The organism is Vibrio sp. ZF57 (assembly GCF_001691235.1).
GTDB classification, from domain to species: domain Bacteria; phylum Pseudomonadota; class Gammaproteobacteria; order Enterobacterales; family Vibrionaceae; genus Vibrio; species Vibrio crassostreae_C.
This window is the reverse complement of sequence record NZ_MAKD01000107.1, coordinates 18,863-35,334: the sequence shown is the minus strand read 5'-3', so window position 1 is coordinate 35,334 and position 16,472 is coordinate 18,863. Positions and strand designations below refer to the sequence as shown.

The 16,472-nt window shown below is 45.7% G+C and carries 14 protein-coding genes; 2 read left to right on the top strand and 12 right to left on the bottom strand.

The features are described 5' to 3' along the window. Positions 1-88 precede the first annotated feature (88 nt). The 8 genes from gabT to A6D97_RS16200 all read right to left on the bottom strand — a co-directional run bounded on the left by gabT (position 89) and on the right by A6D97_RS16200 (position 9,028). Entirely contained in the window at positions 89-1,360 is a 1,272-nt protein-coding gene (gene gabT / locus A6D97_RS16235) for a 4-aminobutyrate--2-oxoglutarate transaminase (protein ID WP_017065005.1), read from the bottom strand. Between the two features lie 15 nt (positions 1,361-1,375). Then, on the bottom strand, positions 1,376-2,803 hold the full coding sequence (locus A6D97_RS16230; RefSeq protein ID WP_017065006.1) for an NAD-dependent succinate-semialdehyde dehydrogenase: 1,428 nt from the start codon (positions 2,801-2,803) through the stop codon (positions 1,376-1,378). A gap of 93 nt (positions 2,804-2,896) precedes the next feature. Continuing rightward, positions 2,897-3,979, bottom strand: a complete 1,083-nt coding sequence (aguA, locus tag A6D97_RS16225; RefSeq protein ID WP_017065007.1) for an agmatine deiminase — start codon at positions 3,977-3,979, stop codon at positions 2,897-2,899. 11 nt (positions 3,980-3,990) lie between these two features. Beyond that, positions 3,991-4,857, bottom strand: coding sequence for an N-carbamoylputrescine amidase (gene aguB, locus A6D97_RS16220; RefSeq protein WP_017067340.1), 867 nt, complete (start codon positions 4,855-4,857; stop codon positions 3,991-3,993). A 21-nt stretch (positions 4,858-4,878) separates the two neighbouring features. After that, complete coding sequence (locus tag A6D97_RS16215) at positions 4,879-6,156, bottom strand: FAD-binding oxidoreductase (RefSeq protein ID WP_017065009.1); 1,278 nt, start codon at positions 6,154-6,156, stop codon at positions 4,879-4,881. 30 nt (positions 6,157-6,186) lie between these two features. Then, positions 6,187-7,671, bottom strand: coding sequence for an aldehyde dehydrogenase (locus A6D97_RS16210; RefSeq protein ID WP_017065010.1), 1,485 nt, complete (start codon positions 7,669-7,671; stop codon positions 6,187-6,189). A gap of 36 nt (positions 7,672-7,707) precedes the next feature. Beyond that, entirely contained in the window at positions 7,708-8,265 is a 558-nt protein-coding gene (puuR, locus tag A6D97_RS16205; protein ID WP_017065011.1) for an HTH-type transcriptional regulator PuuR, read from the bottom strand. Between the two features lie 16 nt (positions 8,266-8,281). Continuing rightward, entirely contained in the window at positions 8,282-9,028 is a 747-nt protein-coding gene (locus A6D97_RS16200) for a gamma-glutamyl-gamma-aminobutyrate hydrolase family protein (protein ID WP_017065012.1), read from the bottom strand. 342 nt (positions 9,029-9,370) lie between these two features. On the opposite strand from A6D97_RS16200, the gene A6D97_RS16195 reads away from it, so the two are divergent. After that, complete coding sequence (locus A6D97_RS16195) at positions 9,371-10,714, top strand: glutamine synthetase family protein (protein ID WP_017065013.1); 1,344 nt, start codon at positions 9,371-9,373, stop codon at positions 10,712-10,714. A gap of 17 nt (positions 10,715-10,731) precedes the next feature. Further along, positions 10,732-12,207 carry a Na+/H+ antiporter NhaC family protein gene (locus A6D97_RS16190; RefSeq protein ID WP_017067343.1) on the top strand — a complete coding sequence of 492 codons (1,476 nt, stop codon included), beginning with the start codon at positions 10,732-10,734 and terminating at the stop codon, positions 12,205-12,207. A gap of 109 nt (positions 12,208-12,316) precedes the next feature. On the opposite strand, the gene A6D97_RS16185 is transcribed toward A6D97_RS16190, so the two are convergent. The 4 genes from A6D97_RS16185 to hyi form a co-directional block, all read right to left on the bottom strand. Further along, positions 12,317-12,931, bottom strand: a complete 615-nt coding sequence (locus A6D97_RS16185; RefSeq protein ID WP_065584813.1) for a TetR/AcrR family transcriptional regulator — start codon at positions 12,929-12,931, stop codon at positions 12,317-12,319. 163 nt (positions 12,932-13,094) lie between these two features. Next, positions 13,095-14,405, bottom strand: a complete 1,311-nt coding sequence (locus tag A6D97_RS16180; protein WP_065584812.1) for a glycerate kinase — start codon at positions 14,403-14,405, stop codon at positions 13,095-13,097. A gap of 252 nt (positions 14,406-14,657) precedes the next feature. Beyond that, complete coding sequence (locus tag A6D97_RS16175) at positions 14,658-15,554, bottom strand: 2-hydroxy-3-oxopropionate reductase (protein ID WP_017111423.1); 897 nt, start codon at positions 15,552-15,554, stop codon at positions 14,658-14,660. A gap of 37 nt (positions 15,555-15,591) precedes the next feature. Then, the gene (gene hyi, locus A6D97_RS16170; RefSeq protein ID WP_065584811.1) at positions 15,592-16,368 is read right to left on the bottom strand and encodes a hydroxypyruvate isomerase; all 777 of its coding nucleotides are present in this window, start codon (positions 16,366-16,368) and stop codon (positions 15,592-15,594) included. Positions 16,369-16,472 lie beyond the last annotated feature (104 nt).

Sequence of the window (16,472 nt, the reverse complement as noted above, 5' to 3'; positions counted from 1 at the left end):
TAAATACATTTCAGGAAGGGACATTATAAGCACGAAAAGAATATCTACAATGACCTTTATATTAAAATACAATGTCTTAACTCAAATCCTAAACAACTTCCAGAATAATTTTCTCAAGCTTATCTAAGCCTTCGCTGAGTACTTCAGATTCAATAGTTAATGGTGGAAGCAGACGAATTACATTCGCTTTTACACCACACGAAAGCAGAATAAGACCATTTTCTTGTGCTTTCGCTATCACCGCTTTAGTTAAGTCCTGCAATGGCTTGCCTGACTCTGGATCAGTAAACTCAATAGCCATCATCGCTCCAGTGGTACGTATTTCACCAATAGCTGGAACCGATTCCTGTAGCTTGCTCATACGGGCATTCACAACCTCACCAATGCCCATTGCTTTAGCACACAATTGCTCTTCTTCGATAATTTTTAGGACTTCTAAACCAGCCACACACCCCAACGGAGAGCCAGCGTAAGTACCACCTAAGCCACCTGGTAGTGCCGAATCCATAACACCGGCTTTTCCCACTACTGCTGAGATAGGGAAACCACCCGCAATACCTTTTGCCATTGTTATCATGTCGGGTTCAATGCCCAGATATTCAGTGGCAAACATTTTACCCGTGCGCGCAAAGCCCGTTTGAATTTCATCCGCGATAAGCATAATGCCGTATTTGTCACACAACTCACGCAGGCCTTGAGCAAACTCCGCGGGGGCTTGATAGAAACCGCCTTCACCTTGCACAGGCTCAAAGATTATCGCCGCCACGCGTGATGGCTCAATATCACACGCAAACAAATCATCGAGCGCTTGCAGGCTTTGTTCTGTGCTTACGCCATGAAAAGCATTTGGGTAAGGTGCATGAAATATTTCATTTGGAAATGGGCCAAAGCCCGCTTTGTAAGGCGCGACTTTACCAGTTAGCCCCATGGTCATATTAGTACGGCCGTGGAAGCCACCTTTAAAAGCAATCACACCACTGCGGCCAGTATGAGCTCTCGCTACTTTCACAGCATTCTCAACCGCTTCAGCTCCTGTTGTCAGGAAAATCGCTTTTTTATCACTGTCACCGGGGGCGAGTTCTGTGAGCTTTTCTGCCAGTTCAACAAAGGAGGCATAAGGCGTCACCATAGCACAAGTGTGTGAAAAGTTATCCAGTTGAGCCTTTACCGCTTCGTTGATACGCTTATTTGCATGCCCTGTATTCGTTACCGCGATACCAGCAGCAAAGTCGATATATTTATTTCCATCCACATCCCACACGTGAGCATTCTCTGCTTTTTCGACATAAAGTGGGTACAGTGCGCCCATGCCTTGAGCGATAACTTCGCTTCTTCTTTGATGTAGTTGTTGATTTGTCATTGTCATGTCCTTTGATTAGTTGCCGCCAAAGCAGAGATATTTGATGCTCATGTATTCATCGATACCTTGTTTTGCCCCTTCACGCCCGATACCGGACTGCTTAACTCCACCGAAAGGGGCTACCTCGGTAGAGATCATGCCTTCGTTAATTCCTACCATGCCGTACTCCAGTGCTTCTGCTATCTTCCATACACGGTGGATATTTTGGCTATAGAAGTAAGACGCTAAGCCATAGATAGTGTCGTTAGCCATTTCGATAAGCTGTTGGTCATCATCAAATTTGATCACAGGAGCGACGGGGCCAAAGATCTCTTGCGAGATAATATCCATATCATGCGTAACGTTTTTGAGAACGACAGGTTGCATGAATAGACCATCAAGAGTTTTCGGCTCAGTAACTGGTTTCGCGCCCTGTTCGATTGCGCCGTCAATGAGGGACTGAATACCTTGTTTTGCTGATTCGCTGATTACCGGACCAACATTTACACCCTCTTCTAGACCATTGCCTACTTTAAGCTGCTGCACTGCTGCATCGAATTTTTCAACAAACTCATCGTACACCTTGTTATGTACATAAAAACGGTTAGCGCAGACGCAAGTTTGACCGGCATTACGAAACTTAGACGCCATTGCACCAAGCACAGCCGCATCAATATCTGCATCATCAAATACGATAAATGGTGCATTTCCACCGAGCTCCATTGACGTTCGCTTGATGTCGTTTGCACTTTGCTGCATCAGCACTCTTCCAACTTGCGTAGAGCCCGTGAAAGAGAGCTTACGAATCAGAGGATGTGAGGTAAAAATACCGCCAACTTGACGAGAATTCGCGCCCAATACCACTTGCAGTACATCACGAGGAATACCCGCTTGATATGCTAGCTCAGCTACAGCAAAAGCAGATAAAGGTGTGGATTCAGACGGCTTCACAATAAAACTACAGCCAGCCGCAAGTGCTGGACCTGCCTTACGAGTTATCATTGCAATAGGAAAATTCCACGGAGTAATCGCACAAGCTACTCCAATAGGTTGTTTCATAGTTACAAGGCGTTTGTCGCTACTTGGCGCTGGAATTGTCTCACCATAGGTACGCTTCGCTTCTTCAGCAAACCACTCGATAAAGCTTGCGCCGTACAACACCTCACCTTGTGCTTCTGCCCATGGCTTGCCTTGCTCTAACGTCATCAGGCGACCGAGATCTTCCTTGTTATCAAGTAACAACTGATACCATTTTTGTAGTAAACCAGAACGGGTTTTGGCTGGCAGCAAAGCCCACTCTTTTTGCGCGAAGCTTGCACGCTCGACCCCATCTAAAATGTCATGTTCAGACGACACTGGTGCATAACCAAGTATTTCACCCGTCGCGGGGTTACTTACAGCAATACCTTGGTCTTGATTTAGCACCATAAACGACAGCAATGATTGATTTGTAATTTGTTGCATGGGGATTCCTTTTGACAGCTTTACCTTGGCGTCTACTGATAGTTACCCTACCAAGCAGAAAACCAATAGTTCATTGTTTTAATAATGGTTTTCCTAAGCAGGGATCTGCTGAGTAATGCAGTGGATGTTACCTCCACCCAGCAAAACCTCACGCGTTGGTATACCAACGACTTGATGTTCAGGCATCGCTTGCCGCAATATTTTTATTGCCTGCTCGTCAGTTCTATCATCGAGCAATGGCAAAAACACATAACCATTCGCGATAAGAAAGTTGGCATAAGAAGCACTTAACCTTTCCCCTGCATCACGTGTCATTCCATCACTTTTATCAATTCCGCTTGCTTCTGCTTCGCTATAGTGCAAAGGCCCTGGCAACGGTAAACGGATGATTTCAATCTCTCGACCTTTAGCATCAGATTGATCTTTTAACACTTGTTCCGCCTGACGAGATAATGCGAATTGTGGGTCTGATGGATCATCTGTCCAACTCAATACCACTTTCCCCGGGGCAATTACATGCATCAAATTATCAACATGTCCGTCAGTTTCATCATCGAATAGTCCTTTAGGCAGCCAAATGACCTTTTCAATACCTAGATATTCTTTGAGATGTGTTTCTATCTGTTGTTGATTCAACTCAGGGTTGCGTCCCGGACTAAGCAAACACTCTTCTGTTGTATAGAGCGTACCTTCGCCATCAGTATGAATTGAGCCCCCCTCTAAAACGAATGGGGCGTTGTAGTGATCAATTCCGATAATGTCACATACTGAGCTAGCCACTAGGTCGTCCTGCTGCCAGTTTTCATAGAGGCCATTATAGTCACCACCCCAAGCGTTAAACTGCCAGTTGATTCCACGACGCTCGCCGTCTTGATTCACCAACACTGTGGGCCCAATATCACGCATCCACGCATCATTGAATGGGATTTCAACAAGCCGAATATCTGAATGAAGCAATGTTCTCGCCTTATCAAATTGCTTCGCACTCACGGCGACACAAACCTTAGTCACTTCTGCTATTGCATTCGCAATGCTAGCGAATGTTTGCTGGGCAGGAAGGGCGTTATCACGCCAATTGTCTCGTCTTTCTGGCCAAGCCAACCAAACTTCTTCAATAGGATGAAACTCAGCTGGAAAGTAGAACCCATCTTGCAGTGGTGTTGTCGATAACTGCATAGTCTGCCCCTTTAAACTGCTAGTTTGCCCACAGAGCCATATAGATCTGGGCGGCGGTCACGGAACAGCCCCCACGAGTGACGCGCTTGAGCCGTTGCGGCTAAATCAATCTCCGCGTAAATGATAGCTTCCTCATCACGTGGCGCTTCTGCCAACTTGCCACCAGTATGATCGGTAATAAAAGAAGAACCGTAGAATGTGGTTTCAATGCCATCATCACATTCTGTGCCTACGCGATTAGACGCAATCACAGGAACCAAGTTTGCAGCGGAATGGCCTTGCATAGTGCGTTGCCAGTGATCACGAGAATCTAAAGTTGGATCTTGTGGTTCGCTGCCAATAGCGGTTGGGTAAAAAATGGCTTCTGCACCATGTAACGCTAAGCTACGAGCAAGCTCGGGAAACCATTGATCCCAGCAAATACCAGCGCCGAACTTACCAAACTGGGTTTGCCATACTTTGAAACCAGTATCTCCAGGACTAAAATAGTATTTTTCGCTATAACCCGGACCATCCGGGATGTGTGATTTGCGGTAGTTATCTAGCACAGTGCCATCGGCATCAATCATCACTAATGAGTTAAAGAAGGTATTGCCCGCTTTTTCAAAATAACTAACTGGAATCACGACCCCGAGTTCTTTTGCCAATGCACTCATCTCTGTTATCAACAGACAATTGTCTACTTCCTCAGCCAACTCAAAATACTTAGCTTCTTGCTTCTTACAAAAATAAGGAGCAGCGAACAATTCCTGCGGCAAAACCACATTGGCACCGTTACTCGCAGCTTCACGAATCGCTTGCTTAGCTTTATTTAGGTTATCTTCCAGATCCCAGCTTTTTGTCAGTTGCAGGGCCGCGAATTTTACTACTCTACTCATTGGATGTTCCTTATCGTCCGGTTAGATAGCCAGTTTATCTCTTAGGTTGTAATACGCTGCGCCAACTGCTGTGAATGGTATTTGGAAGTGACGTCCACCAGGGAAGGCGTAGTGCTTGAGTTGTGCGAAGGCATCAAATCGTTCGGCATGCCCTGTTAAGGCTTCTGCCAATAACTTGCCAGCCAAGTGAGTACAGGTAACTCCATGACCACTGTAGCCTTGCAAATAATAAATATTGTCGTCGAATGCGCCGAACTGCGGCATACGTGAGTAGGTAAGTAAGAAGTTACCAGTCCATGTGTAATCAATCTTGATACCTTTAAGTTGAGGGAAAATACCTTCTAACTTAGGACGAATCAGAGACTCAATGTCTTGAGGGTCACGAGCGCCATAAACCACCCCGCCCCCAAACAACAAGCGTTTGTCGGCACTCAATCGGAAATAGTCCAGTAAGTAATTACAGTCTTCAACGCAGTAGTCACTTGGTAAAACCTGTTTTAGTTGCTCATCGGTAAGCGGCTCTGTCGCCACGACTTGAGTTCCACATGGGATGGCTTTGTTACTGATATTCGGAGCCAACCCACCTAAGTAGGCGTTGCCAGCTAACACCAAGTATTTACTCTTCACGCTACCGCTCGCTGTTCTTGCAACAGGATTCGCACCTTTTTCAATGGACGTTACCGCTGATTGTTCAAAAATTTGGCCACCAAGAGAAACAAATGCTGCGGCTTCCCCCAATGCGAGTTTAAGCGGATGAATGTGCCCACCTCGCATATCAAGCAAGCCACCGGTGTAAGCTTGAGTACCAACCGCCTCTTCTACTTGGCTAGCATCCAACATGGTGAGCTGGTCATTACCATATCGCTCCCAGTTTTTCTTATGATGCTCTAAACCTATTAACTGCTTTTTGTTTAGCGCGGTAAATAGGCCACCGCGTTTGTGGTCACACTCAATATCGTATTTTTCGATTAGGCCACGAATGACATCTCCGCCTTCGAAAATCATGTCACACAGGGCTTTAGCCTGGGGTTGGTCGTAACGGCTTTCTATTACATCAACATCTCGGCTGTAGCTATTGACGATCTGTCCACCATTACGACCAGTTGCTCCAAAACCAACTTTGGCACTCTCTAGTACCACTACCTTAAAACCTTTCTCGGCTAAATGAAGAGCCGAAGATAAACCTGAAAACCCAGCCCCAACCACACACACATCACACTCAATGTTGTCTTGCAGTTGTGGGAACTCTGGCATGTTCGGGATAGAGTGGGCGTAAAACGAATCCGTATGCTTATTCATAGTGATATTCCTTTATTAATCATCAGCAGGCTAAGGGTGAAGGCGAATCCAAGTGGTTTTGGTTTCTGTGAATTTTTCGATGGCGTGCAGTGATTTATCACGGCCGTTACCACTCATTTTGAACCCACCAAAAGGGACGGTCATATCACCTTCGTTGTAGTTGTTCACCCAAACAGAACCTGCCTGAAGCTGTTTAGCTACACGGTGTACGCGGTTAATGTTATTGCTCCAAAGCGCCGCACCTAAACCGTATTTTGAGTCATTGGCGATTGCGACGGCTTCAGCTTCATCTTTAAATGAGATAACACAAAGTACAGGACCAAAGATCTCTTCCTGGGCGACACGCATTTTATTGTCAACGTTATCAAGAATGGTCGGCTCAACAAATGCACCTTTGCCTTCAACATCACCCCCGCAACGAAGAACTGCACCTTCCGCTTGGCCAAGCTCTATATATTCAAGCACTTTTGATTTGTGACCTTGATCGATGAGCGCTCCCATCGAAGATGAGGTGTCCATTGGGTCTTTCGGCATAAAGGATTGAGCCGCAGAAATGACTTTATCAACAAAGCGATCTTTGATGCTTTCGTGCACTAATAAACGAGTTGCAGCGACACAGACTTCGCCTTGGTTATAGAAGCAACCACCAGCGGTTTCTGCGGCTGCACGATCGAGGTCTTCGCAGTCTTCAAATACGATATTGGCATTCTTACCACCAGCCTCAGCAAACACACGCTTAAGATTGGTTTCACCAGAACGAACCATTAATTGACCAGCAATACGAGTGGAACCCGTAAATGCAATACAGTCGACGTCATGGTGTTTCGCTAAAGCATCACCGGCTTCATGGCCAAAGCCTGTAACGACTTGAAAAACGCCACGTGGTAAGCCTGCTTGATTGGCGAGTTGACCAATATAAATAGCAGTGAGAGAAGATTTTTCAGAGGGTTTAAGAATAACGCTATTACCTGCTGCTAATGCAGGGCCAAGTTTCCAGCAAGCTAACCATAATGGAAAGTTCCATGGAACTACCGCTGCAACAACACCGATAGCTTGATGAGAAACAAAGGCGTGTACATCTTGTTCCGTTGGCGCGACTTCCCCATACACTTTATCGATGGCTTCTGCATACCAACGCAGTGCACTTGCAGCACCAGGGATATCGGTTGAAAAGCTATGGCTGATTGGCTTACCCGTATCTAGGGTTTCCAGCAACGCAAGTTCTTCACGATGTTGGTCAATCAGCGTTGCAAATTGGCTGAGTACCGCTTTGCGATATGACGGAGCGCTGTTGCTCCATTCACCAGAAAGGAAAGCTTGACGAGCACATGTTACCGCAAGCTCAACATCTTCTTCTTGGCAACGAGCTATCTGGGTCAGTGTCTCGTCGGTAGCCGGGTTAACAACATCTAGAGTTTCTCCACTGATAGCTGCGCTATATTCGCCATTAATAAAGGCACGATTTTCGATGTTTAGATTGTTTCTCAGTTCAATCCATTGTTCTTGGGTTTTCATACGCTCTCCTTGTTATCACAACAAGGCAAGGCCCACTTAGAATGTGGTTGGCGTATGCGCGCTTATCATTCGACAAGCCTTGTCTGTGTGATTTGTGAACTTGTGCGGCTGCGTCGTATCAATAATGTACGATTCACCTTGTTTAAGGACAAAAGATTGCTCTTTGTATTCCAGAGTGATTTCGCCCTCTAAAATAGTGCCGATCTCTTCGCCTTCATGTTTAATTTCCGCCGCACCCGTTGTGCCGTGGGGGGCATACTCTTCAATCAAAAATCCAATTACCTGTTCTTTGCTGCCGTTGGTTACCAATTTCATTGAAACCGACTCACTGCCCATTTCAACCAACTCTTCAGGTGCAACGACAACCTTCACTTCATCGCTTTTGGGTTGTTCAAGTGTGAAAAACTCCGAAAGAGATAAAGAAAAAACATTCACTATTTTTTGCAACGAACTTACTGAAGGGCTTACCTTCGCATTCTCAATCGAAGAGATCGCGCTATGTGTAATACCTGCTCGTTCGGCTAATTCTCGTTGTGACAATCCATGTTCTTTTCTTAATCGAACAATATTTTTACCAATCTCTTGGTTGTCCATGTAGGTGGCTCCTAACTTATAGAGAGGCCGCCATCATAAATTCTTTAAACAAAATTTGAGAGAAATGATTCGTTTTTGCTTTCCATTCTGGGTGCCACTGCACGCCAACAAAGAATTTTTGCCCTGGAAGACTAAACGCTTCCACTAAACCATCCGGTGCTTTAGCTTCCACAGTCAGTTGGGGAGCTAATTGGTCAACCCCTTGGTTATGAAGAGTATTAACCTCAAAAAAGATAGTGTTTTCCCAATGATTTTCAGTCAGCCATTTCTCAAACAAACTTTGTTTTTGCACCAACACCGCGTGTGATGGAGCGTACTTTTCCTCAAAGTCTTCGACCTCACTCTCTCTATGGTCGTTGAAACCTGAATCATGAACTGCTGGGTTCAGTGAGCCTCCCAGAGCAACATTCATCTCTTGAAATCCACGGCAAACACCAAAACACGGAATGTCTTTGTCTATCGCTTGACGAATCAAAGTAAAGGAAAGCTCATCTCGAGCTTCATCTTTCTTAGACTCTTCATGAGTGCCGTTGTAATGATGTGGTGCCACATTTGAGTGACTCCCCGGAAATAAAAAACCGTCGCAGATGTTAAGAAGACGCTCAACGTCTTCACTTGCCATATCCGGAGCCAATATCAGTGGCAACCCACCAAAGTCTTTCACAGCCGTGAGGTAAAAATTATTCACTGCCTGTATTTGATAGCCACCCAATTCTTTAGCGCAACTAACAATTCCAATAATGGGTTTGCTTGTTCTAGACATGTTACTTCCGTGCTCGATTTATTTAACACTTACACTACAAATCATGTACAAAATTATCAACACCGATGTTCGATATTATGACCAAAGCGTGACCAAACCAACCTTTTTGGTCAAAAAAACGACTAATTTTGGACATTATATTGAGCAAAACACAATCAACTGTTACAAAATAGTTAACAGAAACATCTTTCAATAAAATTGTAAATTTCAAAGTAATCAACGCAAGCTTATGTATTAAAAGGAAATAACCTTTAAAACTAGACTTTAGTCTAATTAGTACAATTGACTTGTTTCTTTTTTATTACTTTTAATTTACCAAATAGAGGCTAGTTGGAGAACACAATGGAATCGTATCTACAGGAAGTTAAAAATTTTCGACAAAAATGGCCCAACATCGAGTTTGTTGATCTGATTTTTACCGACATCAATGCCACACCAAGAGGCAAGCGCATCCCAGTAAGTGCACTACACAAGCTGCATAAAGGAGTAGCTCTTCCCCTCTCGACAATTACTTTAGATACCAAAGGTAATGTGGTTGAAACAGCAGGGTTAGGTGAAGAATTGGGAGAACCAGACAACATGTGTTTCCCAATTGCGGATACATTGATGCCTACCGCTAAAGAGCAAGTGGGCCAAATAATGTTGAGTATGATGGATGAGTCAGCCCACACCCCAAACCCGCTCTTTATTCGTAATATCGTCAGTGAAATTCTCGAAAAGTTACACACCAAAGATCAACATCCATGTGTTGCCTTAGAGCTAGAGTTTTACTTAATAGACAGGAAGCGGGGTGAGATGGGAGCACTACAAACAGCCATCAACCCAAACAAAAAATCACGAGAAAAAGATACCGAAGTCTATGACTTAGATGGTTTGGATGATTACGCAGACTTTTTGGCCGATCTTAACAAAGTCGCTCAAGAACAAGGGTTAAATACTTCGGGGGCACTATCTGAATCCGCCCCAGGACAATTCGAAATTAACTTCAACCACTCTAAAGATGTACTACGAGTGTGTGATGAAATCATCATCGTCAAACGCCTAATTCGTCAAATTGCTAATCAACATGATTTCGATGCTACCTTCATGGCTAAGCCATTTAGTGAGCAAGCTGGTAACGGTATGCACATCCACCTTAGCTTGGTGGATTCCAACGACAATAACCACTTCAGCCAACAAGATGGTGAACCCAGTAATCTCTTTTATCAAACCATGGCCGCGATGCTTGCTCAAACATCCGATTCCATGGCCTTGATTTGCCCTAACGTTAACTCTTACCGCCGCTTTGTTCCAGGAGCTTACGTGCCAACGAAAGCAGACTGGGGCGAGAACCATCGTGGTGTCGCACTGCGTGTTCCTATCAGCGACAGCAACAATCGCCGAATTGAACACCGCATTGCGGGAGCTGACGTTAACCCTTACATTCTCGCTGCAGTAGTACTATCCGCAGTATTAGCGAGTGAAAACTATACCAAAGACCAATGTCCTAACTCCCTCAGTGATGATGCAATAGACTTACCTCTGCGTATGTCTGAAGCTCTCGATCAGCTAGAACGCAGTGAGCTGACCCCGTACATCTCTAAAGAGTTTGTCGATCTATATTTAGCTTGTAAACGAAGTGAACTGGCGGAGTTTGAACGCGCCATCACTCCATTAGAAATCGACTGGATGTTGCACTCAGCATAAACAAAGGAACTACACGTATGACTACGCAAACTAAGGCGTTGGACGCGCCGCTGAAGATCAACAGTCAACACATCATGGTATCTCTATTGGTTGTCGCGACTTTCATTTTCTTCACATCAATTGGATTGAACCACCAAGAAGGAGAGGCCTATGGATGGATGAGCCTTCTCCCTACCGCACTTGTTTTGGTATTCGCCCTAACTACACACCGCACCGTAGAGGCGCTTTTTAGTGGTACCATCGCTGGTGTACTACTACTCAATCCTGCGCAAGCCGTTGAGCAAATTGTCGGCATATCGATGGATGTAATGATGAACGAAACCATTGCATGGATCGTTCTAGTTTGCGGACTGATGGGGGGATTAATCGCAATTCTCGAAAAAGGCGGCAGTATTTTAAGCTTTTCAGATATGTTGGTCACAAAGGTTAAGAGCCGTAAACAATCTATGCTGATGACCTTTTTCCTCGGCATCATGATCTTTATTGATGACTATCTGAACGCGATCGCTATCTCATCATCGATGAAGAAGATTACTGACGGATACAACATCTCCCGTGAAAAACTATCTTATCTAGTCGATTCCACCGCTGCGCCGATTTGTATTCTGGTGCCAATATCAACATGGGCTATTTTCTTTAGCTCACTGCTTGAAGCGAATGGAGTGGCTGAAGCTGGTGAGGGTATCAAAGCATATATTGAAGCGATTCCATACATGGCTTATGGCTGGGTTACGCTGATAATCGTCCTTCTCGTTGCGTTAGAAAAGATGCCGGATTTAGGCGCAATGAAGCAGGCTGAGGAACGAGCGAAGAAAGGTCAAGTACGTCCTGACGGTGCAACAGACATCGACTTTGGCGCAGATATTACAGCGCACACCAACCCAACGATGGGATTAATCAACTTCCTATTGCCTATGGTGGTGTTAGTTGGTGCAAGCTGGTACTTCGGTATTGATCTATTAGCAGGCGTATTTGTCGCAATTATCTTTACTATCTGCTTCTATGGTGTTCAACGTCTAATCTCAATGAATGATATGTTTGAAGCTGTCTACGACGGAATCAAAGTTATGCTGCTGCCATTGGCAACGGTGATTGGTGGATTCATGCTGAAGTCTGTGAATGATTCTCTAGGAGTGACACAATATGTCATCGAGACAGTAAGCCCTTATCTATCGGCGTCTTACTTCCCAGCAATTATCTTTATGATCACCGGTGCATTGGTGTTTGCTACCGCATCTTCTTGGGGAACTTTTGCAGTTGCTATGCCAATCGTATTGCCTCTAGGCGAACAACTTGGCGTACCTCTACATTTAACTATTGCGGCTCTGCTTTCGGCATCAGCAGCGGGCAGTCACTCATGTTTCTTTAGTGACTCAACGGTATTGTCAGCTCAAGGTTCCGGGTGTACCTCAATGCAACACGCAACCACTCAATTCCCCTACGCATTGATAGGTATTGTCGCAACAGCTCTCTTCTTCTTGTTAGTTGGCTAAGCCTCATACAGCTAAAATACAAGCGTAAAAAATGCCTTATTCTACGATAAGGCATTTCAATTTCCTGAAGAGCAAGCTTAAAGCAACTCTCAGCAAGACTCTCCAGCTTTCAAGTGCTCCCTTTCACACCACAGCCTTTAATCACTAGCTGAGTGATGAACTCAGCGGCATCGGCATAGTCTTTATCATCGAGTTGGTCCTTCTGCATCACGCTGCAAATCTGCCAGCCAAAATCGGCGTAGGTTTGAGTTGCCGCCCAGATGGTAAACATCAGGTGATGAGCGGGAACATCGTCCATTAGGCCCTGCGCCGACCATGTCGAGAACTTATCAAGAATCATCTGGGATTGCTTATACAGCTCGTCACCAATCTCTTTCGGCAATACTTTAGCGCCAGACATCACTTCATTGGCAAATACCTTAGAGGCATGTGGATGATCGCGAGAAATGATCAGCTTGGTTTGAATATATTGAGACAAGGCTTCAACAGGATCGCTGAGCTCTTCAATCGGACGAGACGCTTCTAGTAAAGGCTGAGTGACGGTTTCAAGCACAGCGTTGTAGAGCTTATCTTTTGAGCTGAAATAATAGAATACGTTAGGCTTGGGAATGTCGGCCGCTTTCGCGATATCGGCCATTTTTGTTGCAGCATAACCATGAGTGGCGAATTGTTCACACGCGACTTCGATGATTAAATCTTGATTCTTTTGTCTGATCCTAGACATATTGCATCCTTTACAGCTCGTTACTAAAATCATAGTAATCAACGTGCTTCATTAGTCCAGAAGATAATCTCAGAACTCAAGGTCACCGCATTGATAACAATAAAATGGCCGCTCTATTTGTTAAGAAGCGACCATTCCATACCGTGTTTTTGAACTGTTCAAGTTAAAGAATCAATATTGCGCGGAAGTCATTCACATTAGTCAGCGTTGGTCCCGTGGTAAGAAGCACATCGACTTGCTTGAAGAAATCGTAGCTGTTGTTGGCATCGAGGTAGTCTTGCGCTTTAAGCGACAAGCTCGAACCTTGTTGCCATGTTTGTGGGGTAATCCACGCACCCGCATTGTCCTCCACGCCATCAATCCCGTCGGTATCGGCGGCCAATGCAAATATGTTGTCTTGGCCTTTAAGCTCATTATACAAGCTCAATAAGAACTCACAGTTACGCCCACCACGACCATTGCCTTTAACGGTTACTGTGGTTTCGCCACCAGAAAGTATCACGCAAGGCGTCGCAAATGGGTGCTTGTGATTGGCCACTTGCTTAGCCAACGCAGCGTGAACTTTCGCAACATCTCGCGCTTCTCCCTCTATACAATCACTCAACACATAAGCAGGAATACCCAAGCCTTCAGCTTCTGCAGCAGCGGATTCCAATGCCGACATCGGAGTCGCGATAATATGGTGCTCGGCATTCTTCCAGCAGACGTCATCTGGCTTAACGGTTTCTGACTCTGGATTATTTAACCATTCAAATGCCGAGCGTGGTGTTTCTATTCGGTAACGTTCTAAAATTGCCATCGCATCAAAACGCGTAGTGGTGTCGGGTACGGTTGGGCCAGAGGCAATCACACTAATATCATCACCCGGCACATCAGAAATCGCCAGTGACACTACCCTTGCAGGATAGGCCGCTTTGGCGAGTCGACCGCCTTTTATTGAAGATAGATGTTTGCGAACACAATTCATCTCATCAATGGCGGCGCCTGATTTGAGCAACGCCTTATTGATTTGTTGCTTCTCTGCCAAGCTGATGTCGCCCCCGGGCAGACTTAGCAAAGCGGAACCGCCCCCCGACAGTAGGCAAATCACCGTGTCGTCGGCGCTCAAGCCACTCACTAATTGCAGCATACGTTGGCTTACTTCTAAGCCCATCGCATCTGGCACGGGGTGCGCTGCTTCAATCACCTCAATGTGTTCGCAAGGTGCGGTGTGTTCGTAGCGGGTCACGACTAAGCCTTCAAGATCACGCAGTGCAAGATCTTGTTGTTTCTTTGCCTGCCAAACCGCTTCAAGCTCTGCGGCCATCGACGCGGCTGCTTTTCCTGCTCCTATCACCACAGTACGCCCGGCTTGATTAGCAGAGCGATAAAAAATGTCTTGAGGAAGAAAAGGTTCGATGTGATTTTTAGGTAGCGCCTGATTAACAGCACTTGAGAAAAGGGTTTGTAGAAACTGCTTAGCATCAATGTCCATCAGCCACTCCTTAGTTGACGGAGAAAAAAAGAACCCCGATACAAGGCCAAAGGGTGCCTGCTAAGATCAAGTTGGAAAGGAACAACTTCAACCTCTGCCTCGTATCAGGAACGCGTATAAAAGGAGACGAAACTACGCGATTTATAAACAAACTGTTTGAAACTGTTGGGCTACGAATCGATAGCAGCCCTAATTAATTAACGGATAATCGGTTGATTGACTAACCACTAAACGGACAAACCGTTAACTAGATTAACGAATCGAGTGATCAGAACGTTTCTCAATCGCTTGAATAAGCGCAGAGTGGTCCCAACCTTCACCGCCCATTTCGGCACACTCGCCAAACAGCTCTTGTGCATTTGCCGTGTTCGGTAGCGCAACCCCTAGCTCCTGTGCGCCCGTTAGCGCAAGATTTAAGTCTTTTTGGTGAAGTGAGATTCTAAAGCCAGGGTCGAATGTGCCTTCAACCATACGCTCACCGTGCACTTCCAATATCTTAGAGTTAGCAAAGCCACCTAATAAAGCCTGACGTACTCGCGCTGGATCAGCGCCTGCTTTCGAAGCAAAGACTAACGCCTCAGACACGGCTTCGATATTCAGAGCAACAATGATCTGGTTCGCCACCTTACAGGTTTGACCCGCACCGTTGTCGCCCACCAGCGTAATATTCTTACCCATGATTTCAAATAGCGGACGTGCTTTGTCAAAGGCGTCTTGCTCACCACCAACCATGATAGTCAGCGCTGCATTAATAGCGCCTACTTCGCCACCTGATACCGGTGCATCAAGGTATGACGCCCCGCCTTCGTTGATTCGCGCTGCGATTGCTTTGGTCGCGATTGGCGAGATCGAACTCATGTCGATAACCAGTTTCCCCGTTGCGCCACCCGCCGTTAGGCCTTTCTCGACGCCGTTGTCACCAAACAGGACATCTTCAACTTGTGGTGTATTCGGCACCATTAGGATAATGATATCTGCTGCTTCAGCCGCTTCCGCTGGTGAATGACAGACCGTTGCGCCCGCTGCCACAAGGTCGGCAGGTGCTGCATTAAAGTGATCCGACAGAATCAAATCGTGACCTGCTTTTTGAAGGTTACTCGCCATAGGTTTACCCATGATGCCAGTTCCGATAAATGCAATTTTAGACATGTTGTTCTCCTTAACGTTTGAGGGTTACCAGACGCAATTAACGGTACTGGTGTAGCCAACCAAGGCCTTCTGTCGTCGTTGTTTTTGGCTTGTATTCGCAGCCAACCCAGCCTTGATAACCAAGCTCATCAAGATAATTGAGCACGAATGGGTAATTGATTTCTCCAGTCCCCGGTTCGTGTCGACCTGGATTGTCAGCCAGTTGAACGTGTGCGATTTGACCAATGTTCTGCTGCATGGTCGGCGTAAGATCGCCTTCCATAATCTGCATGTGATAAATATCGTATTGGATAGAAAGGTTATCGCTCCCTACCTCTTTGATGATCGCTTTGGCTTGCTCAGTCGTGTTCAAGAAGAAGCCCGGAATATCACGGGTATTGATCGCCTCTATCACTAAGCTAATGCCTTCTGCTGCTAGCGCGTTTGCCGCGTAATGCAGGTTAATCACAAACGCCGATTGCGCATCTTGCTGGGTCACACCTTGCGGAACAATCCCGGCTAAGCAATTCACTTGAGTACAGCCGAGCGCTTTTGCGTAAGCGATGGCTTTAGGTACACCCGCTTGAAACTCTTCAACTCGTGCAGGGTCGACCGCGATACCACGGTCGCCAGCGTCCCAATCACCCGCAGGCAAGTTAAATAGCACTTGCTCTAGGTTATTAGCCTCGAGCTTTTGTTTAATCTCATCCGCATCAAAGGCATATGGGAAAAGGTATTCGACACCTTGAAAGCCCGCTTCTGCGGCAGCTTCAAAGCGATCCATAAAATCAACTTCCGTGAATAACATTGACAAGTTTGCTGCAAATTTTGCCATGACTCTGTCCTTATTCTTTATTTGGTGAAACTATGACTGTTTAGTGAAGCAACGGTTATTTGATGGAGCTACGGTTGCTTAGTAAGGCTCCGATTTCTTGGAGA